A 23,846-nucleotide genomic window follows, 5' to 3' on the forward strand; every position below is an offset into this window, starting at 1 on the left:
TCGGTGCGCTGCACGGCCTGTTCAATCCATTCGACAGGCAAATGCTCTCCTAGCCGACGCCAGTCAGGCGCTTCGAGGTGGTTTGCAAGGAAATGGAGAGTGTCATCGAGCATCGACACGCAGGTTAACAGCTGGCCCGAACGTTTACAAGCCCAAAATAAAAATGCCGTCCAGTCTTAACTGAACGGCATTACCGCCTACGCAGCCTTTTTCATATCTGAAGCGTAGGGTGGGCATGTCGTTGTGCCCACGCGTCACGGTGATATCCGGAGTACAGGCTTCCAGAGATCAGGGCTCGCCATTCAGTTGCGAATCGACGACGTAGTGATCTGGGTTCAGAGTGAAGTTTCGGCGGTAAAACATACCGAAAGTTCACTCTGAACCCGGTTAGTTCGTGCTGCTCGTCGCTTTGCCTTTACACACCCTACGGTAGCTTCCAGTTACCTGCCACGATTTTTTCAAGCCAGAAGGTGCCGATTACCGTTTTGACGTCGGTAACCTTGCCTTCCCTCACCCAGCTCAGCATATCCTCAAGCGGCGCCTTGAACACGTCCAGGAATTCGCCGTCATCAAGCTTGCGTTCGCCCGCGACCAGGCCGCGCGCCAGGAACAATTCCAGATGCTCGTCGGCATAGGCAATCGCATTGTGGATCGTGCAGACATGTTGCCATTCTGTAGCGGTATAGCCGGTTTCTTCCAGCAGCTCGCGCTTGGCGCAACTCAGGTGGTCTTCGCCCGGGTCGATTTTCCCGGCCGGATATTCAATGAACACGCGCTCCAGCGGATAGCGGTACTGCCGCTCAAGCAAGACCGTGCCATCTTCAAACAAAGGTAGGATAACCACTGCACCGGGATGCTTGATGTATTCGCGCGTGGTCAGCTTGCCGTCAGGCAGTTGCACCGTATCGCGCTGCACTTTGAGGAAGTGGCCGTCATAGGCTTCAGCGCTGGTGATCCGGGTTTCTTTCAGATGACGATCCATGCGGGTACTCCGAAGGAAAGAGATGAGGCAGACTAGAGAGGGAGATTGTAATGCCTGGAAGCGAAAACGGTGCCGAAGCACCGTTCCACGCTGGTGCCGCTAGTTGCAGCGGTGTTTTTTTAGCGATGTTTCTTCAAATAGCGCAATACATAGCCGGGATAGGCCAGCACCAGGAACATGCAGCCGGTCACCGCATAAAACTCCCAGCGTTGCGTGAACGTGTTACCGATATTCGCTTCCAGCACGTAGGCCACGGCGCCAACCAGTGCATACAAAGCGAACAGCTCCAGCAAGCGAACCCAGACCGGTTTGACTGTAGCCTGGCCACCGGATTTGAGCGGGATCAGTGCGAACAGCCGTTCGTTAAAAAACGGCAGGTTGGCAGCCAGCAGCGCCAACAGAATCACGAACCAACTGGAGAGAGAAACGTTCACGGAATCAGGACACCACTTTGCCGAGGAACGAGGTCAATGTCTTGACGATCGCCGTGGTGGTCGCATCCATTAGCACACCCGGCCACAAACCTAACGCCAGCACTGCCAGTCCGTTCAGGCTGAGCAATACCCGCACATCGAGGTGCGCAACAATCGGCGAGGCATCTTGCGGCTCATCAAAATACATCAGCTTGATCACGCGCAGATAGTAATAGGCGCCGATCAGGGAGAACACCACGGCGACCACTGCCAGCCACACCTGGCCAGTGCCCAGCACAGCCTGCAACACGGACAGCTTGGCGTAGAAGCCCATCAGCGGCGGGATACCTGCCAGAGACAGCATCAGAACCAGCATCACTGCCGCGAACCAAGGGCTGCGTTGATTCAAGCCTTTGAAGTCGTCCATGTTTTCCGCTTCGAAACCGGAGCGCGCCAGCAACATGATGACACCGAAGGTACCGAGCGTTGTCATCACGTAAGTGATCGAATAGAACAAGGCCGAGCTATATGCATTGGCAGCCGAGAACAGATTGCCGTCGACCACGCCGGCCAGCAAACCGAGCAGCATGAAACCCATGTGGGAAATGGTCGAATACGCCAGCATGCGTTTGATATTGGTCTGGGCAATCGCAGTGATGTTACCGATCGCCATCGACAGCACAGCCAGCACGGTCAGCATTTGCTGCCAGTCGAAAGCCAGTGGCAACAGCGCTTCAATCAGCAGGCGGAAGCAAATCGCAAAAGCCGCCAGCTTAGGTGCGCCACCCAGCAACAGGGTGACTGCAGTCGGTGAACCTTGATAGACGTCAGGCACCCACATGTGGAACGGCACTACACCCAGTTTGAACGCCAGGCCGGCCACCACGAACACCACGCCGAATACCAGCACGGTCGGATTGATGCCACCGGAGGATGCAGCGCGGGTGACTTCGACCAGGTCGAGCGAACCGGTAGCACCGTACAGCATCGACATCCCGTACAGCAGGAAACCGGAAGCCATTGCGCCCAGCACGAAATATTTCATCGCCGCTTCAGTCGCGACAGCGCTATCGCGGCGCAATGCCACCAGTGCGTACAGCGACAACGACATCAATTCCAGGCCCAGGTAAATACTGAGGAAATTGCTGCCGGAGATCATCACCATCTGACCCAACAAGGCAAACAGCGCCAACGGATAGAACTCGCCGCCGAGGTTGCCGCTGACCATGCCGCGTTCGCTCACATAACGGCGCGAATACACCAGCGTCATGGCGACTGCCACGTAAGAAACCAGTTTCAACAGGCTGCTCAGGGGATCCGAGACAAACATGTTGTGGAAGGTATAGACCGTCTCCCCGCTTTGGAACGCACCCAGCGTCAATACGAAACACACGGCCAGCACGGCCAGTGTCAGGTAATAGGTGAGATGGCGCTTGGCATCCGAAACAAACATATCGATCAGCAGCACGACCGAAGTCGCAATCAGCAGAAAGATTTCCGGATAAACAGGGATCAGATTCATGTTATTCATTTATTTGCCGCTTATTTTTGTGCACTGCACTTCAATCTAGTCAGTTGAGGAAAGAGTAATTCGTCGCAAGGTTGACCTAGGCGCCTTCTAAACTCCCTCCCCCAATTCATCAATTCAGCTTGGTGATCGCGACATGCTTCAGCAGATCGGCTACCGACACTTGCATCGCATCGGTGAACGGCGCCGGATACACGCCCATCGCGATGACTGCAATCGCCAACACACCCAGCATGAAGAACTCACGCTTGTTCAGGTCCAGCATTTCTTTCACATGCGAATTGGTAACGGCGCCGAACACTACGCGCTTGACCAGCCACAACGAATACGCAGCGCCCAGGATCAATGCGGTTGCAGCCAGCAGGCCGATCCAGAAATTGAACTTGACCGCGCCCAGGATCACCATGAATTCGCCGACGAAACCGGAGGTGCCTGGCAGACCGGAATTAGCCAGCGAGAACAGCACGAACAAGGCAGCGAAACGCGGCATGACGTTGACCACACCACCGTACGCAGCGATCTCACGTGTATGCATGCGGTCATACAGCACGCCGATACACAGGAACATTGCGCCGGACACAAAGCCGTGCGAGATCATTTGCACGATACCGCCCTGCAAGCCGATGTCGTTGAAAATGAAGAAACCGAGGGTGACAAAACCCATGTGCGCAATCGACGAATAGGCGATCAGCTTTTTCATGTCGTTCTGCACCATCGCCACCAGGCCGATATAGATCACGGCGATCAGCGACAAGGTAATGATGAAACCGGCCAGGTAGTGGCTGGCGTCAGGCGTGATCGGCAGCGAGAACCGCAGGAAACCGTAACCGCCCAGCTTCAGCATGATTGCCGCCAGTACGACCGAACCACCAGTTGGCGCTTCGACGTGGGCGTCCGGCAACCAGGTATGTACCGGCCACATCGGCACCTTGACGGCAAACGCCATCAGGAACGCCAGGAAGATCAGGATCTGCGCCGTCATCGGCAGCGGCAGCTGATGCCAGGTCAGGATTTCGAAACTGCCGCCCGACTGAAAATACAGGTACAGCAACGCAACCAGCATCAACAGCGAACCCATCAGGGTGTACAGGAAGAACTTGATCGCTGCGTAGACACGATTGGAGCCGCCCCAGACGCCGACGATGATGAACATCGGGATCAGCGTCGCTTCGAAGAAAACATAGAACAACATGCCGTCCAACGCGCAAAAGACGCCGATCATCAAGCCCGACAGGATCAGGAAGGCGCCCATGTATTGCGCGACTTTCTTCTCGATCACTTGCCAGGCGGAGATCACCACCATCACGGTAATGAAAGCCGTCAACGGGATGAACCACAGCGAAATGCCGTCGATACCCAGGTAGTAATTGATGTTGAAGCGGTCGATCCAGGCGGCCTTTTCAACAAATTGCATGCCGTGGAAACCGTTATCGAACTGGCTCACGAGTGGCAAGGTCACCACGAAGCTGACCAATGCGCCTAGCAGCGAAAGCCAGCGCACCAGGGTTGGATTATCGTCGCGGCCCACGGCCAGGACGAGGATACCGAACGCGACCGGACACCAGATCGCGAGGCTGAGAAGAGGGAAAGTTGACTGCATCATATTTATTATTTATCTACCTTGCTGAGTTTGCCGAGTTTGCTGAATTTGCTTTAGCTGCTTATTTGGCAAACGGGAACGGCATGAACCAAACCAGGAAACCCAGCACGCCGATAATCATCACGAATGCATAGTGATAGATGTATCCGGACTGCCAGAGACGGGTAATTTTCGAAAACCAGCTGACTGCCTTGGCGCTGCCATTGACGATCAGGCCATCGATCAGGCCACGGTCGCCGGCATTCCACAAGCCGCGGCCCAACATGCGGGCGCCACCGGCGAACACCACATCGTTGAACTTGTCCATATAGTACTTATTGTCGAGCAACGTGAAGATCGGCAGGAATTTCTGCTTGATCGCTGCCGGCAGACGCGGATTGACCATGTAGCAGTAATACGCCGACGCCACGCCGGCGATCGCCAGCCACAACGGTGCCGAACTGAATGCGTGCGCAACCATGCCGACCGGGCCGTGGAAGTCATTGCGCAGCTCTTCCATTGCGTGGTGTGCCTCGTTGACGAAAATCACGTCCTTGAAGAAACTGCCAAACAACATTGGCTCGATTGCGAAGAAGCCGATGATGGCGGATGGAATCGCCAGCAAGATCAGCGGCAAGGTCACCACCCAAGGCGACTCATGCGGCTTTTGGCCTGGCGCCAGGCCGTGATGTTCGTGGCCGTCTTCTGAATCTTCGTGATGATCGTCGTTGGCATGGTGTGCGTCGTGAGCATCATGCGCCTTGCCAAAGCGTTCTTCGCCATGGAACACCATGAAATACATGCGGAACGAATAGAAAGCCGTGACAAACACGCTTGCCAGCACTGCAAAGTAAGCAAAGCCGGAACCGAACAGCGTCGATGCGTGGGCCGCTTCGATAATGCTGTCCTTCGAATAGAAACCGGAGAAGAACGGTGTGCCGATCAATGCCAGCGAACCGACCAGCGAAGTGATCCAGGTAATCGGCATGTATTTACGCAGGCCGCCCATGTTGCGCATGTCTTGATCGTGATGCAGGCCGATGATGACCGAACCGGCGCCAAGGAACAGCAAGGCCTTGAAGAACGCATGCGTCATCAGATGGAACACCGCCACCGAGTATGCCGAAGCACCCAGCGCCACAGTCATGTAGCCGAGCTGCGACAAGGTCGAGTAAGCCACCACGCGTTTGATGTCAGTCTGGATAACGCCGAGGAAACCCATGAACAAGGCAGTAATCGAACCGATGATCAGGATGAACGACAACGCGGTGTCGGACAGTTCGAACAGCGGCGACATGCGGGTCACCATGAAAATACCTGCGGTCACCATGGTCGCGGCGTGGATCAGTGCGGAAATCGGGGTCGGGCCTTCCATCGAATCCGGCAGCCAGACGTGCAACGGAAACTGGGCCGACTTACCCATCGCGCCGATGAACAGGCAGATACAGGCTACGGTCAGCAACATCCAGTCGCTGCCCGGCAGGGTCAGTTGCGCCAGCGCGCCACTTTGCGCGAATACTTCGGTGTAGTTCATCGAGCCGGAATACGCCAGCAGCAAACCGATACCGAGGATGAAACCGAAGTCGCCGACGCGGTTGACCAGGAACGCTTTCATGTTGGCGAAAATCGCTGTCGGACGGGTGTACCAGAAACCGATCAGCAGATACGACACCAGGCCCACCGCTTCCCAGCCGAAGAACAGCTGCAGGAAGTTGTTGCTCATGACCAGCATCAGCATCGAGAACGTGAACAGGGATATATAAGCGAAGAAACGGTTATAACCCTCGTCGTCTTTCATGTAGCCGATGGTATAGATATGCACCATCAGCGAGACAAAGGTCACCACGCACATCATCATCGCGGTCAGGCTGTCGACCAGGAAGCCGATCTCCAGCTTGACGCCGCCTACCGTCATCCAGGTGTACAAGGTACCGTTGAATGAGGTGCCGTCGATCACCTGCAGCAAGGTCTGCACGGAAATGATCAGGGCGATCAGCACGCCCAGGATCGTCACCGTGTGCGAGGTCTTGCGACCGACCAGGTTGCCGAAGAATTTGGTACCGAATAAGCCCGCGATCGCAGCGCCAGCCAGAGGCGCCAACGGTACGGCAAGAAGTAATTGTGGGTTAAGTTGCCCCGCCATGATGAACCTTATCTTTATTCGTTATGTGTCTGTGTATTCTTTATCTACCTATCCCGGCAAGCCTGAGCTTGCCGGAACAAACCGCTTAGCCCTTAAGGCTGTCCAGATCTTCCACGTTGATGGTGTCCAGGTTACGGAACAACGCCACCAGGATTGCCAGCCCAATCGCCGCTTCGGCAGCTGCAACGGTGAGGATAAAGAAAACGAAAATCTGTCCGGCCGCATCACCCAGGTAATACGAAAACGCGATGAAGTTGATGTTCACCGCCAACAGCATCAATTCGATTGCCATCATCAATACGATGAGGTTTTTACGGTTCAGGAAAATGCCGACGATACCGATCGAGAACAGGATCGCGCCAAGGATCAGATAGTGAGCGAGCGAAAGTGCCATATTGCGTCCTTGTTATTTTTGTGGTGCCGCAGGTGCCGGCGGGTTGGCTGGATTTGCAGGCGCAACCGGGTCGACCTTGGCTTCCGATTTCATCTTCACGATGCGAACCCGGTCGGTGCTCTTGACCTTGACTGCAGCGGAAGGCGAGAAATACTTGGTGTCTTTGCGGCGGCGCAACGTCAGGGCGACGGCGGCGACAATCGCCACCAGCAGCACGACGGCGGCAATTTCAAAGGCATACACGTATTCGGTATAGATCAGCATACCCAGCGCCTTGGTGGTGCCGATATTGGCCGAGGCCGCAGGAACGTCGGCATCGGAGCCTTGGAAACCGTGGAATATGACGGCAGCCATTTCCAGCACGATGACCGTGCCGACTGTCGCCGCCACCGGGAAATACCCCCAGAATCCTTCTCGCATCTTGTCCAGGTTAATATCCAGCATCATCACCACGAACAAGAACAGCACCATCACCGCGCCGACATACACCAGCACCAGCACGATGGACAGGAACTCCGCTTTCAACAGCATCCAGATACCGGCTGCGGAGAAAAACGACAACACCAGGAACAGCGCGGCATGCACCGGGTTGCGTGCGGTAATTACGCGTAAGGCGGCGATTACCAACACCACCGAAAACGCGTAGAACAAGAAGGTCTTAAATTCCATAATGGCCTATAAACAAATTGTGGGACAGACTTCAGGACTCGCCGATGTCAAATGCGCGGCGAATTACATAATCCGTACAGCCCTGTCCCCAACTAATCAAACAATTAGCGGTATGCAGCATCCGCTGCACGTGCCGCAGCAATTTCAGGTTCGTAACGATCACCTACCGCCAGCAGCATTTCCTTGGTGTAGTACAGATCGCCACGTTTTTCACCGTGATACTCCAGGATGTGGGTCTCGACGATCGAATCGACCGGGCAAGACTCTTCGCAGAAACCACAGAAAATACACTTGGTCAGATCGATATCGTAGCGCGTGGTGCGGCGCGAACCGTCTTCACGCTGCTCGGACTCGATCGTAATTGCCATTGCCGGGCAAACCGCTTCACACAATTTGCAGGCGATGCAACGCTCTTCACCATTCGGGTAACGACGCAGCGCATGCAAGCCGCGGAAACGTGGCGACTGCGGCGTCTTCTCTTCCGGGAACAGCACCGTAATCTTGCGTGCGAACAGGTAGCGGCCAGTCAGCCGCAGCCCTTTGAGCAACTCCAGCAGCATTAAACTGCCGAAAAAATCCTTGATGGCTTCCATTTACACTAAACCTTCCATTACTTCCAGATATTCCACGGACTTTGAATCCAGGCTGCGACGATCACCAGGTAGGTGAGAACCAACGGGATAAATACTTTCCAGCCCAAACGCATGATCTGGTCATAGCGATAGCGCGGGAACGAAGCACGTACCCAGATGAACACCGACAACAAGAAGAAGGTCTTCATACCGAGCCAGATCCAGCCTGGAATCCAGTCCAGCATTGCCAGCGGCGATGCCCAGCCACCCAGGAACAGCAACGTTGCCAGGACCGAGATCAGGATCATGTTGGCGTATTCGGCCAGGAAGAACATCGCGAACGACATGCCCGAGTATTCGATCATATGACCGGCGACGATTTCCGACTCGCCTTCCACCACGTCGAACGGGTGACGGTTGGTTTCGGCAATTCCCGAGATAAAGTAGATCACGAACACCGGCAGCAACGACAACCAGTTCCACGACAGCACGCCGAAGCCGTGATCGTAGAAGTAGCCCTTGCTTTGCGCCATCACGATATCGGTCAGGTTCAGGCTGCCCGACACCATCAGCACGATGACCAGGGCAAAGCCCATCGAAATTTCGTAGGACACCATCTGCGCCGAAGCACGCATCGCGCCGAGGAACGCATACTTGGAGTTGGAAGCCCAGCCGGCGATGATCACGCCGTAGACTTCCATCGAAGTGATGGCCATCACAAACAGCAGGCCGGCGTTGACGTTAGCCAAAACAGTTTCAGGACCGAACGGCACCACTGCCCATGCAGCCAAAGCCGGCATGATGGTCATGATCGGTGCGATGAAGAACAGTACCTTGTTGGCACGTGCCGGCAAGGTCACTTCCTTCAGCAACAGCTTGAGGGCATCGGCGATCGGTTGCAGCAAACCGGCAGGACCAACCCGGTTAGGGCCGAGGCGGATATGCATCCAGCCGATCAGCTTGCGTTCCCAGTAAGTCATGTAGGCCACGCACAACAACAGCGGCACGACGACGATGATGATCTTGATCAGATTCCAGATCAGCGGCCAGAGGAAACCGAACCAGTCGGCACCAGTGGCATTGATGGCGGCGATGAAATGATCCATCATGCTTTCTCCACTACGATAGAACCAAACATCGCACCCAAGGCTGCGGTCGAGGCATGCGAGGCGGCTACCCGCACCACATTTTCTGGCAGCAAAGGATCAATCGCAGCAGCCAGCGCAGCAACGCCCTGCCCTTGTTTGAGATTAACCCGATCGCCAGCAGCGACACCCAGTTTTGCCGCCAACGCTGCCGACAGCCATGCTTGTGGCGCCTGGCCGTCAACGGTTTCCTGCAACGATGCCGCGCGACGCACTACTGCGTCGGCGAAATAGATAGGCACATCAGCGATACGCTCCAGCCCGCCGTTAACGGACTGAACCGCAGCTTGCGGCGCCAGATCGCTGAAATTGTTCAGGCGAGCCGCCAGATTGGCTTCAGCAACTTCGCCGGTACCCAGAACTTCGTCGCGAATCGCTTCGGAAGTGTCGTAGTCGAAACCGGTCAGGCCCAGCAGGTTGCCCAGTACGCGCAATACCTTCCAGGCCGGACGGGCATCGCCCATTGGACGGACAGTACCGTTAAAGCTTTGGGCACGGCCTTCGCAATTGACGAAAGTGCCGGACGTTTCGGTAAATGGTGCAATCGGCAGCAACACGTCAGCGTATTCAGCGCCGTGCTTGTATGCGGACAAAGTCACGACCATCTCGGCCTGCTTCAGCGCTGCAACAGCGACTTGCGGGTCGAAACTATCCAACTCTGGCTCTGCATTCAGCAACACATAAGCCTTGTGCGGCTGAGCGAAAATTTGTTGCGCATTGCGACCCTTGCCAGCGGCTGGCAAGGCATTCGCCCAATAACCACCGACAGTATTACCTGCCTCGGTCATGTAGCCGAACCTGGCGTCAGTCTGCTGTGCAATCCATTGCGCCACTGCGTGCAGTTGCGAAGCTTGTGGATGCTGTGCCGCTGCGTTGCCGAGCATTACCGCTTTCGCTGCACCGGACAACAGGCTGGCAGCAGTTTGCCTGGCTTCAGCGGAAGCTTCGACATTCTCGAAACCGGCAGGCGCCGCGATGCTCTTGGCTTGTGCCACAGCAACCGCCACCTGACCCAATACCGACAGCCAGGCCGACGGTGCAGCGATCATCTTGTTAGCAACCGGCATCAGCAAATCGTCGTCAGTTGCATGCAGGATGCTCAGCTTGGCGCCGCGCTTGACGCCGAGGCGCAGGCGAGCCGACAACAGCGGATGATCCTTGCGCAGGAACGAGCCGATGATGAAAGCGCGATCCAGCTGTGCGAATTCGTTGATCGACATGCCCAGCCACGGCATGACTTTGCCATCCAGGGCGAAATCGGATTGACGCAGGCGGAAATCGATGTTTTCCGAACCCAGGCCACGCACTACTTTTTGCAGCAGCGACAATTCTTCCAGTGTCGAATACGGCGTACCGACAGCGGCGATCGCATCAGCGCCATGCTCATGGCGAATGTTGCGCAAACCGTGCGCTACATATTCCAGCGCAGTTTGCCATTCGACTTCTTGCCATTTGCCGTCTTGCTTGAGCATCGGCTTGGTCAGGCGTTCAGCGCTGTTCAAGCCTTCGTATGCGAAGCGATCCTTGTCCGACAGCCAGCATTCGTTGACGTCGTTGTTTTCCAGCGGCAGCACGCGCATCACCTTGCCGGATTTGACTTGCACCACCAGGTTGGCACCCAGGCCATCATGCGGGCTGACCGATTTGCGGCGCGACAATTCCCAGGTACGGGCGCTGTAACGGAATGGCTTCGATGTCAATGCCCCGACCGGGCACAGATCGATCATGTTGCCGGACAGTTCGGAGTTGACAGTCTTGCCGACGAAGGTAGTGATCTCGGAGTGTTCGCCGCGGCCAACCATGCCGAACTCCATCACTCCGGCGATTTCCTGGCCGAAGCGGACGCAGCGGGTGCATTGGATGCAACGGCTCATTTCCTGCATCGAGATCAGCGGACCGGCGTCTTTCGGCGCCACGACACGTTTCTCTTCTTCGTAGCGGGAAGACGATTTACCGTAACCGACCGCCAAATCCTGCAGTTGGCATTCGCCGCCCTGATCGCAGATCGGGCAATCCAGCGGATGATTAATCAGCAGGAATTCCATCACGCTCTTTTGCGCCGTCGTCGCCTTGTCGCTGCTGGTGCGCACGATCATGCCGGCAGTCACCGGAGTGGCGCAGGCAGGCAGGGCCTTCGGCGCTTTTTCCACCTCGACCAGGCACATGCGGCAGTTGGCCGCGATGGAGAGTTTTTTGTGATAGCAGAAATGTGGAATGTAAGTACCAATTTTGTTGGCAGCATCCATTACCATGCTGCCCTCTTGGACTTCCACTTTCTTGCCGTCTATTTCGATTTCAACCATGGCTTTTGCTTTTCTTGCCTAAGTATTCTTGCTTAGTGTGTTTGCTGGTTCCACCATTACCTGATCAGTTGGGGACAGAGTAATTCGCCACGCTGCGGTGGCTCTTAAACTCTTTCCCGCAAATAATCAGATGTATGCCGGCACCAAGCAATGCTTATGCTCGATGTGATATTCAAATTCTTCGCGATAATTCTTCAGGAAACCGCGCACCGGCATCGCTGCCGCATCGCCGAGCGCACAAATGGTGCGCCCCATGATGTTGCCCGCTACCGTATCCAGCAGATCCATGTCTTCCGGACGACCGTGCCCGGTTTCGATGCGATGCACCAGGCGATACAGCCAGCCCGTACCTTCACGGCATGGCGTGCACTGGCCGCAGGATTCTTCAAAATAAAAGTACGACAGGCGCAGCAGCGATTTCACCATGCAACGCGTTTCGTCCATCACGATCACGGCGCCGGAACCGAGCATCGAGCCGGCCTTGGCGATCGAATCGTAATCGAGATCGGTATCCATCATGACCTCGCCCCGAATCACCGGTGCGGACGAACCGCCAGGGATCACAGCCTTGATCTTTTTACCGCCGCGCATGCCGCCGGCCAGTTCCATCAGCTTGGCAAACGGCGTGCCCAGCGGCACTTCGTAATTGCCCGGCCGTTCGACGTCGCCCGAGATCGAGAAGATCTTGGTGCCGCCGTTGTTCGGCTTGCCCAGTGCTGCATAGGCTTCGCCGCCCATGTTCAGCAGGAACGGCACGGCTGCGAAGGTCTCGGTATTGTTGATCGTGGTCGGCTTGCCGTACAGGCCGAAGCTTGCAGGGAAAGGCGGCTTGAAGCGCGGCTGCCCCTTCTTGCCTTCGAGCGATTCCAGCAATGCAGTTTCTTCGCCGCAGATATAAGCGCCGTAACCGTGGAATGCGTGCAGCTGGAAGTTGAATTCGCTGCCGAAAATCTTGTCGCCCAACGCACCGGCTGCGCGCGCCTCTTCCAGCGCTTCTTCAAAGCGCTCGTAGCCGGACCAGATTTCGCCGTGGATGTAGTTGTAGCCGACCGAGATGCCCATGGCGTAAGCGCCGATAGCCATGCCTTCAATCAGCGAGTGCGGATTGTAGCGAATGATGTCGCGATCCTTGAACGTGCCAGGCTCGCCTTCGTCGGTATTGCAGACCAGGTATTTTTGTCCCGGGAACTGACGCGGCATGAAGCTCCACTTCAGGCCGGTCGGGAAACCTGCACCGCCACGGCCGCGCAGCGAACCGGCTTTCAGCTCAGCGATGACTTGTTCCGGCGTAATGCCTTCGGAAAGGATGCGCTTGAGGGCGGTATAGCCGCCGCGCTTGACGTAATCGGCGTAGTGCCAGTTGTCGCCGTCCAGGTTAGCCAGGATCAGCGGGTTGATATGACGATTGTGCAAACTGGTCATTTAGGGGTTACCTCACTGAGTTCCGCCAACAAGCCGTCAATCTTTTCGTTCGACATCCAGCTACACATGCGTTTGTTATTGACCAGCAGTACCGGCGCATCGCCGCAAGCGCCCATGCACTCGCCTTCAACCAGCGTGAACTGGCCATCCGCGGTGGTTTCGCGGAAACCGATGCCGAGCTTGTGCTTCAGATGCTCCGCCGCCCGATCGCCGCCGGACAACTGGCATGGCAGATTGGTGCAGATGCTGATCTTGTGCTTGCCGACCGGCTTGGTATTGTACATGTTGTAAAAGGTCGCGACTTCCTGCACCGCGATAGCCGGCATGCCGAGGTAATCCGCGACATCCTGCATGGTTTCCGGCGCCAGCCAGCCCTTTTCATCCTGTGCAATCGCCAGAGCGGCCATCACCGCCGACTGTTTCTGGTCGGCGGGAAATTTCGCTACTTCGCGATCGATCTTTTTGTATGTATCTTGACTTAACAACATGTGTTGGCCATTCGTGCGCGGTGTTTTGCGCGAGTAGTTAATATTGAAATGCACTGACAGGCGTGACAACTGTGATTGCTAACTGCGGGTAACAACAGCAGACTAAAAACAGCAGACTTAACGGTCAATCTCACCGAACACGATGTCTTGCGTACCGATGATGGTAACGGCATCGGCAATCATGTGGCCCTTGGCCATTTCGTTCAACCCCTGCAAATGCGGGAAGCCAGGTGCGCGGATTTTCAAGCGGTACGGCTTGTTGGCGCCATCCGACACGATATACACGCCGAATTCGCCCTTTGGATGCTCCACTGCTGCGTATGCTTCGCCCGGCGGCACGTGGAATCCTTCGGTAAAGAGCTTGAAGTGATGGATCAGCTCTTCCATGTTGGATTTCATGTCGACCCGCGACGATGGCGCAACCTTGTGGTTGGTTGTCATCACAGGACCGCCGTTGTTGCGCAGCCATTCTACGCATTGCTTGATAATCCGGTTGGACTGGCGCATTTCTTCGACCCGCACCAGGTAACGGTCATAGCAATCGCCGTTCTTGCCGACCGGGATATCGAAGTCGAGCAAGTCATACACTTCGTACGGCTGCTTCTTGCGCAAATCCCATTCGACGCCGGAACCGCGCAGCATTGCGCCGGTAAAGCCCATCGCCTTGGCGCGCTCTGGCGACACCACGCCGATGCCGACCAGACGTTGTTTCCAGATACGGTTATCGGTCAGCAAAGTCTCGTACTCGTCCACGTATTTCGGGAAGCGTACGGTGAAGTCTTCGATGAAATCCAGCAACGAACCCTGGCGATTTTCGTTCAGGGCATTGATGGCTTTTGCATTGCGTACCAGCGATGCCTTGTGCTGCGGCATGGTATCCGGCAGATCGCGGTAAACGCCACCCGGACGATAGTAGGCAGCATGCATACGCGCGCCGGAAACGGCTTCGTAGCAATCCATCAAATCTTCACGTTCGCGGAATGCGTACAGCAGTACCGCCATCGCACCGACGTCCAGCGCATGCGCGCCGATCCACATCAGGTGATTCAGCAGACGCGTGATTTCGTCGAACATGACGCGGATATACTGCGCGCGCAACGGGACTTCAAGGCCCAGCAGACGTTCGATTGCCATCACGTAGCCATGCTCGTTACACATCATCGACACGTAGTCGAGACGATCCATGTAAGGCACTGACTGCAGGTAGGTTTTTTGTTCTGCCAACTTCTCGGTGCCGCGATGCAGCAAGCCGATATGCGGGTCGGCACGCTGGATGACTTCACCATCCAACTCCAGCACCAGGCGCAAAACACCATGCGCGGCCGGATGTTGCGGACCGAAGTTCAGCGTGTAGTTCTTAATTTCTGCCATTATTTGATCCCGTAATGTTCTTCACGAATCACCCGCGGCGTAATCTCACGCGGATCAATCGTTACGGGTTGATAAATTACGCGTTTTTGCTCAGCGTCGTAGCGCATCTCGACATAACCCGACACCGGAAAATCCTTGCGGAACGGATGGCCGATAAAGCCGTAGTCGGTGAGGATGCGGCGCAAGTCGTTGTGACCTTCGAACAAGATGCCGAAGAAGTCGAAAGCTTCACGTTCATACCAGTTGGCCGAAGCCCAGATATCGGTCAGCGAGGCCAGCATCGGCATTTCGTCGTCCGGCGCAAACACGCGGACGCGCAGGCGCCAGTTGTGTTCGATCGACAGCAAATGCGAAACCGCCGCAAAACGGGCGCCTTCCCAGATACCGTCGCCATAGGTCGAATAATCGACGCCGCAGAGGTCGATCAATTCTTCAAAACGGGTATCGGCGTGATCGCGCAGGACGCGCATCGCTGACAGGTAATTCGAAGCCTTGACCACGATCGTGATCTCGCCAAAGGCCACGGTCAGACTTTGAAGGTCGTCGCCAAGCGCATTGCGCACGGCGGCTTCCAGGGTTTCCAGTTTGGTCGTCATGGTGCTCTCTTAACGCGCAATCGTATTGGTGCGGCGAATCTTGTTTTGCAACTGGATAATGCCGTACAACAGTGCTTCTGCAGTCGGCGGGCAACCAGGGACGTAAATATCGACCGGCACAATGCGGTCGCAACCGCGCACCACCGAATACGAATAGTGATAATAGCCACCGCCATTGGCGCAGGAGCCCATGGAAATCACCCAGCGCGGCTCCGGCATCTGGTCGTACACCTTACGCAAGGCAGGCGCCATCTTGTTGCACAGCGTGCCTGCCACGATCATCACGTCAGACTGACGCGGCGACGGCCGGAAGATTACCCCAAAACGGTCCATGTCGTAGCGCGAGGCGCCGGCATGCATCATTTCCACGGCACAGCAGGCCAGGCCGAACGTCATCGGCCACAAAGAGCCGGTGCGGGTCCAGTTGATCAGTTTGTCAGCCGTAGTGGTGACAAAGCCTTCGTTCAATACACCTTCAATAGACATGGCTTACTCCCAATCCAGAGCGCCGCGTTTCCAGATATACCAGAAGCCCACCACGAATTCAGCGATAAACACCATCATCGTGATAAAGCCCTGCCAACCGAGGTCGCGCATGGCAACCCCCCACGGGAAGAAAAATGCGGTTTCCAGATCGAATAAAATGAACAAAATGGCGACAAGGTAATAACGCACATCGAATTTCATGCGCGCATCTTCGAATGCTTCAAAACCGCATTCGTATGGAGAAGTTTTTTGGGAGTCGGGCCGATGTGGCCCAAGTACGCGACCGAGTACTTGCGGGGCAATGCCAACCGCGATACCGATCAGAATAAACAGCAGGACGGGAAAATAATTTTCGAGGTTCACGATTTTGCGCCAGTAGTTTGAACAGACGGGACTACAGAGAAGCTATCCAACCACTCTCCCCGCAGGCCCTTTGCAGAATGATTTGCCGGCTTGATTTCTCAAACCTGACGCCCCCAATCCGGCAAACCACACCACAAGTTCCTCGACAAAAAGCCAGCGCAGGGGCAACCGTTGCTGGCCTCATATTCTTTGGTGCCGACGGCGAGACTCGAACTCGCACAGCTTTCGCCACTACCCCCTCAAGATAGCGTGTCTACCAATTTCACCACGTCGGCATAAGCGACTATTTTAACCTGATTTGGTACTTTTGTTCAATGCACAATCGAGTTAAAAGTCAGCAATTTCACTCTTAAGACTACTTATTTAGGAATTTGATTCGACTGCGCGCTGCCGGTCGATGGCGCAGGCACAGAAGCAGCCGCACCAGCCGATCCGGAAGCAGCTACAGAGGCCGCAACCGGCTCTGCCGATGTCGCAGGAATTGCTGCCGCAGGTGCTGGCGCCGAAGCTGCCGGCAGATTTTCCATCACGCCGCCGGTAACCGCCGAACGATGATTCCCCAAATATACCAACGCCAAAGTCGCGATAAAGAAAATCGCTGCCGCCAGGCCAGTCGACTTCGACAGGAAGTTCGAAGAACCGGTAGCGCCAAACAAACTACCTGAAGCGCCCGAACCGAAAGCCGCACCCATATCGGCGCCCTTGCCATGCTGCAGAAGCACAAGGCCGATAATCGTCAACGCCGACAACACCTGAACGATGACAATGATGTTAAATACTGTGTTCATTTAATGATTTCCAATGAGAGTTGATTCTTTGTGATTCTTTATGATTCTTTATTTTTACTAAATTACTAAATCCGGACTATCCGGCTGCAGCGACAATCGCCAGAAAATCAACTGACTTCAATGCTGCACCACCGATCAAACCACCATCTATATCCGGCATGGCCAGCAATTCGGCCGCGTTATCAGGCTTCATGCTACCGCCATACAAAATCTTTACCTCGACTGCAGCCGCAGGATTCTTCCCGGCCAGCTTGGCGCGCAAGGCCAGGTGCACATCTTGCGCCATCTGCGGAGTCGCCGTCTTGCCGGTGCCAATTGCCCACACTGGTTCGTACGCCACCACAATCTTCGCCAGATCAGCTGCATCCAGCACATCCAGCACCGCTGCCAACTGCCGCCCCACTACCGCGTCGGTCTGGCCGGCTTCACGCTCAGCCAAGGTTTCGCCGACGCATACGATAGGTGTAACGCCAGCCTGTAAAGCACGTACTGCCTTCTGCGCCACCAGCGCATCGCTTTCTGCGTGATAAGCGCGCCGCTCGGAATGGCCGACGATAGCGTACTGACATGCAAAATCCTGCAACATGCTAACTGCTACTTCACCGGTATAAGCACCGGCGGCGTGCGCAGAAACGTCTTGAGCACCCCAGGCAATTGCCGATCCGGCAAGTTCAGCCTGGCATTGCGCGAAATAAGGTGCGGGTACGCACAAGGCGATATCGCATGCCGGCGCTGTCAGGCCAGCCTTGATTTCCGCCATCAATGCAGCATTGGCAACCAGACTGCCATTCATTTTCCAGTTACCCGCTACAAGTTTACGACGCATATTTACCAAGGCCTAGGTTTTCAATAACCCGGCATTCTAACGCGTCGGAGGGAAAGCGGTCAAACCGGTAGGAAATATATGGCGGCCGATTTTACTGTCGGACTACGGGCTGACTGCATCGGTTTAGCGCCGGTCAACTCAAGAAAATGCTTTCGCAGCAGCAATACTACTTGCAAAAAGTGCCATATCAACATTGCCGCCACTCACTATTACCCCGACTTTTGCGCCCGAAAACGCCAAAGCCCGATGCATCACTGCGGCAGCAGCGAGGCAACCGGCCGGCTCGACCACGATCTTCATCCGTTCGGCAAAAAACCGCATTTGCGTGCGCAGTTGATCGTCGCTCACGGTAATAATGTCTTTTACATATGCCTGCAGGATCGGCAACACCAGCTTGCCGATGTGTTGCGTTTGAGCGCCGTCGGCAATGGTGTCCGGTACCGGGATATGCACGATATTGCCAGTTCGCAATGATTGTTGCGCATCGTTTCCCGCTTCCGGCTCGACGCCGATCACGATGCAACCGGGAGACAGGTGCGCTGCGGCGATCGCGCAACCGGACAGCAACCCGCCGCCGCCCGTGCACACGAACAAATAATCGAGCGGCCCGACGGCATCGAACAGTTCTTTCGCCGCCGTGCCCTGGCCGGCAATCACGTCGGGATGATCATAGGCAGGAATCACCGCACAGCCGCGCTCATCCGAGAGACGTGCGGCAATCACTTCCCGGTCTTCGCGTTCGCGATCGTACAGAATGATCTCAGCGCCGTATTCACGTGTCGCCGCCAGCTTCATTGCCGGCGCGTTGCCGGGCATGACGATGGTTGCATGCACACCCAGCATGCGCGCCGCCAGCGCCATGCCTTGCGCATGGTTGCCGGATGAAAATGCCACCACGCCGCGCTGCTTTTGTTCCTCGCTGAGGCAATTGATGGCGTTATACGCGCCACGAAACTTGAATGCCCCTACCCGTTGAAAATTTTCACATTTGAAGAAGACACTGGCGTCCGCCTGGCGGTCGGCCTGGCCGGAAGTCAGTACCGGCGTCCGGCGCGCCACACCCTCAAGGCGCCTGGCTGCTGCGACGATATCCTGGTAATTGACGGCAAGTGCAGCAAGGTCGGTGGCAGCCATTTTGATCCTTTGTTCGATTCAACATAGGGCAATGCGTAGAACAACGACTCACAACGATACACAACGACACGAATTCCGGCGTCTATTCCGCCAGGCGGCGGCGAAACATCCACCGGCTGCTATCGGAATCCTGCGGGACATATTGATAACCACCCAGGTCGAAGGCCTTGAGCTTTTCCGCATTGGTGATTTTGTTCAATGCCGCATAGCGCGCCATCATGCCGCGCGCCCGTTTGGCATAGAAGGAAATAATCTTGTATTTGCCGTTTTTCCAATCCTCGAATACCGGAGTGACGATACTGGCGTCAAGCACCTGCGGCCGGACCACCTTGAAATACTCCTCAGACGCCAGGTTCACCAGCGTATCGGCCTTTTGCTGGCTTAACTGCCGGTTCAACGCCTGGGTCACCGTATCGCCCCAGAAGGCGTAGAGATTCTTGCCGCGCGGGTTGGCCAGGCTGGTGCCCATTTCCAGCCGATATGGCTGCATCCGGTCCAGCGGACGCAACACACCGTACAAGCCCGACAGAATCCGGATGCGGCTCTGCGCATAGTTCAGCTGGGTAGTATTCAGGGAGGCCGCATCCAGACCTTCGTAGACATCACCGTTGAAAGCCATGATCGCCTGCTTGGAATTACTGCTGGTGAATTTCTTCGACCACGATGCAAAACGCGCGGTGTTCAGTTGTGCCAGCGGATCGGAGATCTTCATCATGCTGCCGATCTGGGCCGGCGACAGCTGCGTCAAAACGCTGATCAACTCTGCTGAATGCTCGATGAAATCCGGGGTGGTGTGCGTTTCGGTAGTACTAGGGGTGCTGTAATCAAGGGATTTTGCGGGCGACAAGACAATCAGCATGTGACATCCAAATAAACAAAAAAAATAGCAGAATGTCCGCAATGATACCGAAACAAACATTTCGGCGCTGGCGAGCGCTGTTACCGGCAGCCACTATCGTCATTCAGTCAAAAACACCTTGCGCCAGATCGCGTTCGAATTCGGCAACCCAGATCGAACCGTCTCCGGTCGGATACTGTTTTTTGCGACCGGTGGATTTCCTGCTTACCGTGACAAAGCCGGTGAGCGCGAATATCTCGTCGGTTTTGGGATCTGTGGTGTCCACCTCATGCAATTCAAAATCGTCGGCAGCCAGATTCTGTGCCGACAGGATCGCATGGAAAGTATTCTTTTCGTCCGGCTCGATTAGCTTCATGTGCACCTCCCGAAGTGACAACAAATGACATCGCGAGTTCTTACCATAGCACGCTAACGCCCGCGACGCTTCTCACCCGGACCAGCGCGATTAAAATTGACTGCCAAACAATTTCGTCTCCGAACCGTCGTCCTTCAGTTGCAGCATTTTTTCAAACTTCAGGCCGATTTTTTCCAGCACTCTGATCGATTGATGATTGTCCGGGGCGGTAATGGCGACTATCCGCTGCAGGCCGCAAGTACGATTGCCATACTCCAGCACGGCCGCTGCGGCCTCGTAGGCGTAACCTTTACCCCAGAACTCCGGCAGAAAGGCGTAACCGATATCGACGTCCGGCAAAGCCTCTCTTTTGATCAGCCCGCAGATGCCTATCGGTCGCGCTTCATCTTTCAATTCCGTCATGTAGAAACTGAATCCATAAAGCTCTTGCGCCGCCATCGGCCCGCTCAAGATCGCCGCGCGTGCCGCCTCCACCGTTCTTATGCCGCGGTCGCCGATGAACCGCAGCCACGCAGGCTGAGTCACCAACTTCAGATAGAAATCGGCATCGTCTTCATTCAAGGTACGTAAAATCAGACGCTCTGTTTCAAGAACTTTCATGGCCTTTTTTTTCCTTGAGAGTGGGAAATTACCTGTAGCATGGGAGCATAAGCATAAGGACGATAATTGTCTACCCAACCCGAATTCGAGCTGACTCCGAAATGAATGCGACGCCAAAAATTGTCCTGATTCCGATTCCAAACCTGGATTTCGATCCGAGCGAAGTGGCGGTTTCCTGGCGCATCCTGACTTCACGTGGGCACAAGGTGCTGTTCGCCACACCCGACGGCAAAGCGGCCGCGGCCGATCCGCTGATGCTGTCCGGCGAAGGCCTGGATGCCTGGGGCTGGATACCGGTGCTCAGGAAAATCAAATTGCTGGGGCTGATGCTACGCGCCAATGCCTCGGCGCGCGCCGACTATGCGGCGCTTGAAGGCGACCGTGCGTTCCGGGCGCCGCTGGCTTACGCCGAGCTCGAAGTCGCCCACTATGACGGCTTGCTGCTGCCCGGCGGTCATCGCGCGCGCGGCATGCTGGCTTATCTGGAAAGCCAGCCCCTCCAGCAATTCGTCGGGGCTTTCTTCGACAGTGGCAAACCGGTGGCCGCTATCTGCCACGGCGTCGTCCTCGCTGCCCGCAGCCTGTCGCCGCGCAGCGGAAAATCTGTTTTGCATGGCCGCATAACGACGGCACTGACCTGGAAGCTGGAGCGCAGCGCCTGGACCTTGATGAAATTCTGCGGCCGCTTTTGGAATCCCGCGTACTACCGCACCTATGGCGAGCAAGACGGCGAAGCGGCCGGCTATCGCAGTGTCCAGGCAGAAGTGACGCGCGCCCTGGCGCAACCTGGCGATTTCATCGACGCCGAACCCGCTGTGCCGGACTATTTTCGCAAAAGCAGCGGCTTGTTCCGCGATACCGACCACGACGTCCGCCCCGCTTTCGTTGTGCAAAACGGTAATTACGTCTCGGCCCGCTGGCCCGGCGATGTGCATCACTTCGCTGCCACTTTTTCGTTCCTGCTGGAAGATGGCTTGCCGAACTGGCAGCCGAGGTAAAATGCGCGCTACCGATTGATGGAAATCCGCATGAATTCTGACATACCCGCTGAACTACCCGCAGCCCCAGACAGCCGCATTGACAAACCACGTATCGTCATCGATACCAATGTCTGCCTCGATCTGTTTGTTTTCCGCGATCCACGCTGGGCTGGCTTGATGGCGGCATTGCAAAGCGGCGCAGTCGAAGCGGTTACCCGCGCCGACTGCCGCCAGGAATGGCAAATGGTGTTGCATTATTCGCACCTCCCCATCACCGACGACACCCGGCCTGCCTTCAATGCCGAATTCGATGCCTTGATCACCTGCCTGGAAGCCGAAGCGCTGACCCCACGTACCGACATCCGCCTGCCCGTCTGCACGGATCGGGACGACCAGAAATTCCTCGAACTGGCGCTGGGTGCTCACGCCACAACCTTGATCACCAAAGACAAAGCGTTGCTGAAACTGGCGCGTAAGACGGCAAAGATTGGCCTTTTCGCTATCATTCCGCCGCAGGCATGGGGCATGCCGGCCGTGGGCTGCACCTAGCTCACAGGAATTCGCAACGGGCTGTGCAGTCTCGGACAAAACGCTAAAATGCCAGATTCAGACAGACACCGAGATTAATAGCAGATGAACCGTGATTTAAAAATTCCCGGCGGCGACGTTGCCGCAGACCGCGCTGCCGAGCAGCTTCAATCAAAACTCCCGAAGGTCGGCACTACTATTTTTACGGTGATGTCGACGCTCGCCAGCGAAAAATCGGCGGTAAACCTGGGGCAAGGATTCCCCGATTTCGATTGCGATCCGGTCTTGGTCGATGCGGTTAGCGACGCCATGAAGAACGGCTTCAACCAGTACCCGCCAATGGCAGGCGTGCCGGCTTTGCGCCAGGCCATCGCCGCCAAAATCGAAAAGCTGTATGGCTACAGCTACGATCCGGCCACCGATATCACCGTCACCGCCGGCGCCACCCAGGGCTTGCTGACTGCCATCATGTGCACGGTGCATGCGGGCGACGAAGTGATCGTGATTGAACCGGCCTACGACAGCTATGTGCCAGCCATCGAACTGGCCGGCGGCAAGCCGGTGCTGGTGCAAATGACATTGAGCGCCGATGGCTACGCCATCCCGTGGGACCGGATTGCAGCCGCAGTCACCCCGCGCACCCGGATGATCATGATCAACTCGCCGCACAATCCGACCGGTAGCGTCCTGACCCTGGCCGATATCGCAGCACTGAAAGATATCGTGCGCGGAACCGGCATCCTGATCTTGTCAGATGAAGTCTATGAACACATGGTGTTCGACGGTGTGCGCCATGAATCGATTTGCCGCCATCCCGAGCTCGCGGCGCGCGCCTTTGTCGTCTCCAGCTTTGGCAAGACTTACCACGTCACCGGCTGGAAAATCGGCTATGTGGCTGCACCGCCTGCGCTTTCCGCAGAATTCCGTAAAGTCCATCAATACAATGTCTTCACCGTCAACACACCAGTGCAGCACGGGATTACGCAGTACATGCAAAATCCCGCGCCCTACCTGGAACTGCCAGCGTTTTATCAGCACAAGCGCGACCTGTTTCGCGACGGCTTGAAGCAAACGCGCTTTAAACTGTTACCGGCCGACGGCACCTATTTCCTGTGCGTCGATTATTCCGCCATCTCATCGTTGAGCGAGGCTGATTTCGCGATCTGGCTGACTTCTGAAATCGGCGTTGCCGCAATTCCGGTATCGGCGTTCTATCAATCTCCGCGCGAATCGGGCATCGTCCGTTTCTGCTTCGCCAAACAAGACCAGACCTTGCAGCAAGCGCTGCAGCGCCTGGCGAAAATCTGAACACATAAAAAAAG

At 56.0% G+C, this 23,846-nt stretch carries 25 protein-coding genes and 1 tRNA gene; 3 read left to right on the forward strand and 23 right to left on the reverse strand.

What is annotated here, in order from left to right; all coding sequences use genetic code 11:
- Positions 1-424: 424 nt before the first annotated feature.
- The 23 genes from BM029_RS20930 to BM029_RS21040 form a co-directional block, all read right to left on the reverse strand.
- On the reverse strand, positions 425-982 hold the full coding sequence (locus BM029_RS20930; RefSeq protein WP_092439372.1) for an NUDIX domain-containing protein: 558 nt from the start codon (positions 980-982) through the stop codon (positions 425-427).
- A gap of 119 nt (positions 983-1,101) precedes the next feature.
- Positions 1,102-1,416, reverse strand: coding sequence for a DUF2818 family protein (locus BM029_RS20935; RefSeq protein WP_092439374.1), 315 nt, complete (start codon positions 1,414-1,416; stop codon positions 1,102-1,104).
- A gap of 4 nt (positions 1,417-1,420) precedes the next feature.
- Positions 1,421-2,926, reverse strand: coding sequence for an NADH-quinone oxidoreductase subunit NuoN (gene nuoN, locus BM029_RS20940; RefSeq protein WP_092439375.1), 1,506 nt, complete (start codon positions 2,924-2,926; stop codon positions 1,421-1,423).
- A 109-nt stretch (positions 2,927-3,035) separates the two neighbouring features.
- The gene (locus BM029_RS20945; RefSeq protein WP_092439377.1) at positions 3,036-4,526 is read right to left on the reverse strand and encodes an NADH-quinone oxidoreductase subunit M; all 1,491 of its coding nucleotides are present in this window, start codon (positions 4,524-4,526) and stop codon (positions 3,036-3,038) included.
- A gap of 58 nt (positions 4,527-4,584) precedes the next feature.
- Positions 4,585-6,645, reverse strand: a complete 2,061-nt coding sequence (gene nuoL, locus BM029_RS20950) for an NADH-quinone oxidoreductase subunit L (RefSeq protein ID WP_092439379.1) — start codon at positions 6,643-6,645, stop codon at positions 4,585-4,587.
- Positions 6,646-6,730: 85 nt separating this feature from the next.
- Complete coding sequence (gene nuoK / locus BM029_RS20955; protein ID WP_092439381.1) at positions 6,731-7,039, reverse strand: NADH-quinone oxidoreductase subunit NuoK; 309 nt, start codon at positions 7,037-7,039, stop codon at positions 6,731-6,733.
- 12 nt (positions 7,040-7,051) lie between these two features.
- Complete coding sequence (locus BM029_RS20960; RefSeq protein WP_092439382.1) at positions 7,052-7,708, reverse strand: NADH-quinone oxidoreductase subunit J; 657 nt, start codon at positions 7,706-7,708, stop codon at positions 7,052-7,054.
- Between the two features lie 104 nt (positions 7,709-7,812).
- Entirely contained in the window at positions 7,813-8,301 is a 489-nt protein-coding gene (gene nuoI, locus BM029_RS20965; RefSeq protein ID WP_092414420.1) for an NADH-quinone oxidoreductase subunit NuoI, read from the reverse strand.
- A gap of 17 nt (positions 8,302-8,318) precedes the next feature.
- Positions 8,319-9,386, reverse strand: coding sequence for an NADH-quinone oxidoreductase subunit NuoH (gene nuoH / locus BM029_RS20970; RefSeq protein WP_092439423.1), 1,068 nt, complete (start codon positions 9,384-9,386; stop codon positions 8,319-8,321).
- Positions 9,386-11,728 (reverse strand): NADH-quinone oxidoreductase subunit NuoG, encoded by a 2,343-nt coding sequence (gene nuoG, locus BM029_RS20975; RefSeq protein ID WP_092439384.1) that lies wholly within the window; start codon positions 11,726-11,728, stop codon positions 9,386-9,388. Before nuoG ends, nuoH begins: the two co-directional genes overlap by 1 nt.
- A 126-nt stretch (positions 11,729-11,854) precedes the next feature.
- On the reverse strand, positions 11,855-13,150 hold the full coding sequence (gene nuoF, locus BM029_RS20980; protein WP_092414422.1) for an NADH-quinone oxidoreductase subunit NuoF: 1,296 nt from the start codon (positions 13,148-13,150) through the stop codon (positions 11,855-11,857).
- On the reverse strand, positions 13,147-13,638 hold the full coding sequence (gene nuoE / locus BM029_RS20985; RefSeq protein ID WP_092414423.1) for an NADH-quinone oxidoreductase subunit NuoE: 492 nt from the start codon (positions 13,636-13,638) through the stop codon (positions 13,147-13,149). The genes nuoF and nuoE overlap by 4 nt, the downstream gene beginning before the upstream one ends.
- Before the next feature lie 117 nt (positions 13,639-13,755).
- Positions 13,756-15,009 carry an NADH-quinone oxidoreductase subunit D gene (locus tag BM029_RS20990; RefSeq protein ID WP_092414424.1) on the reverse strand — a complete coding sequence of 418 codons (1,254 nt, stop codon included), beginning with the start codon at positions 15,007-15,009 and terminating at the stop codon, positions 13,756-13,758.
- On the reverse strand, positions 15,009-15,605 hold the full coding sequence (locus tag BM029_RS20995) for an NADH-quinone oxidoreductase subunit C (RefSeq protein WP_092357603.1): 597 nt from the start codon (positions 15,603-15,605) through the stop codon (positions 15,009-15,011). Before BM029_RS20995 ends, BM029_RS20990 begins: the two co-directional genes overlap by 1 nt.
- Before the next feature lie 9 nt (positions 15,606-15,614).
- Positions 15,615-16,091: a NuoB/complex I 20 kDa subunit family protein gene (locus tag BM029_RS21000; protein ID WP_014005578.1), complete on the reverse strand. Its 477-nt coding sequence runs from the start codon at positions 16,089-16,091 to the stop codon at positions 15,615-15,617.
- A gap of 3 nt (positions 16,092-16,094) precedes the next feature.
- The gene (locus tag BM029_RS21005; RefSeq protein ID WP_092357601.1) at positions 16,095-16,454 is read right to left on the reverse strand and encodes an NADH-quinone oxidoreductase subunit A; all 360 of its coding nucleotides are present in this window, start codon (positions 16,452-16,454) and stop codon (positions 16,095-16,097) included.
- 190 nt (positions 16,455-16,644) lie between these two features.
- Positions 16,645-16,729: transfer RNA gene (locus tag BM029_RS21010), tRNA-Leu, on the reverse strand.
- An 84-nt stretch (positions 16,730-16,813) separates the two neighbouring features.
- On the reverse strand, positions 16,814-17,242 hold the full coding sequence (secG, locus tag BM029_RS21015; protein WP_092439386.1) for a preprotein translocase subunit SecG: 429 nt from the start codon (positions 17,240-17,242) through the stop codon (positions 16,814-16,816).
- Positions 17,243-17,318: 76 nt separating this feature from the next.
- A complete protein-coding gene (gene tpiA, locus BM029_RS21020; RefSeq protein ID WP_092439387.1) occupies positions 17,319-18,068 on the reverse strand; it encodes a triose-phosphate isomerase in 750 nt (249 codons plus the stop codon).
- Between the two features lie 138 nt (positions 18,069-18,206).
- Positions 18,207-19,202 carry a threo-3-hydroxy-L-aspartate ammonia-lyase gene (locus BM029_RS21025; protein ID WP_092439389.1) on the reverse strand — a complete coding sequence of 332 codons (996 nt, stop codon included), beginning with the start codon at positions 19,200-19,202 and terminating at the stop codon, positions 18,207-18,209.
- A gap of 82 nt (positions 19,203-19,284) precedes the next feature.
- Positions 19,285-20,061 carry a peroxide stress protein YaaA gene (yaaA, locus tag BM029_RS21030; RefSeq protein ID WP_092439391.1) on the reverse strand — a complete coding sequence of 259 codons (777 nt, stop codon included), beginning with the start codon at positions 20,059-20,061 and terminating at the stop codon, positions 19,285-19,287.
- Between the two features lie 103 nt (positions 20,062-20,164).
- Positions 20,165-20,416, reverse strand: a complete 252-nt coding sequence (locus tag BM029_RS21035) for a transcriptional regulator (RefSeq protein ID WP_092439392.1) — start codon at positions 20,414-20,416, stop codon at positions 20,165-20,167.
- 90 nt (positions 20,417-20,506) lie between these two features.
- The gene (locus tag BM029_RS21040) at positions 20,507-21,016 is read right to left on the reverse strand and encodes a GNAT family N-acetyltransferase (protein WP_092439394.1); all 510 of its coding nucleotides are present in this window, start codon (positions 21,014-21,016) and stop codon (positions 20,507-20,509) included.
- A 101-nt stretch (positions 21,017-21,117) separates the two neighbouring features.
- Between BM029_RS21040 and BM029_RS21045 the strand changes: the two genes are divergently transcribed.
- The 3 genes from BM029_RS21045 (at position 21,118) to BM029_RS21055 (ending at position 23,832) form a co-directional block, all read left to right on the forward strand.
- Positions 21,118-22,014: a DJ-1/PfpI family protein gene (locus tag BM029_RS21045; protein ID WP_092439396.1), complete on the forward strand. Its 897-nt coding sequence runs from the start codon at positions 21,118-21,120 to the stop codon at positions 22,012-22,014.
- A gap of 30 nt (positions 22,015-22,044) precedes the next feature.
- On the forward strand, positions 22,045-22,545 hold the full coding sequence (locus BM029_RS21050) for a putative toxin-antitoxin system toxin component, PIN family (protein WP_092439398.1): 501 nt from the start codon (positions 22,045-22,047) through the stop codon (positions 22,543-22,545).
- A gap of 84 nt (positions 22,546-22,629) precedes the next feature.
- Complete coding sequence (locus tag BM029_RS21055; RefSeq protein ID WP_092439400.1) at positions 22,630-23,832, forward strand: pyridoxal phosphate-dependent aminotransferase; 1,203 nt, start codon at positions 22,630-22,632, stop codon at positions 23,830-23,832.
- Positions 23,833-23,846: the final 14 nt, after the last annotated feature.

The organism is Collimonas sp. OK607 (assembly GCF_900111995.1).
GTDB lineage: Bacteria > Pseudomonadota > Gammaproteobacteria > Burkholderiales > Burkholderiaceae_D > Collimonas.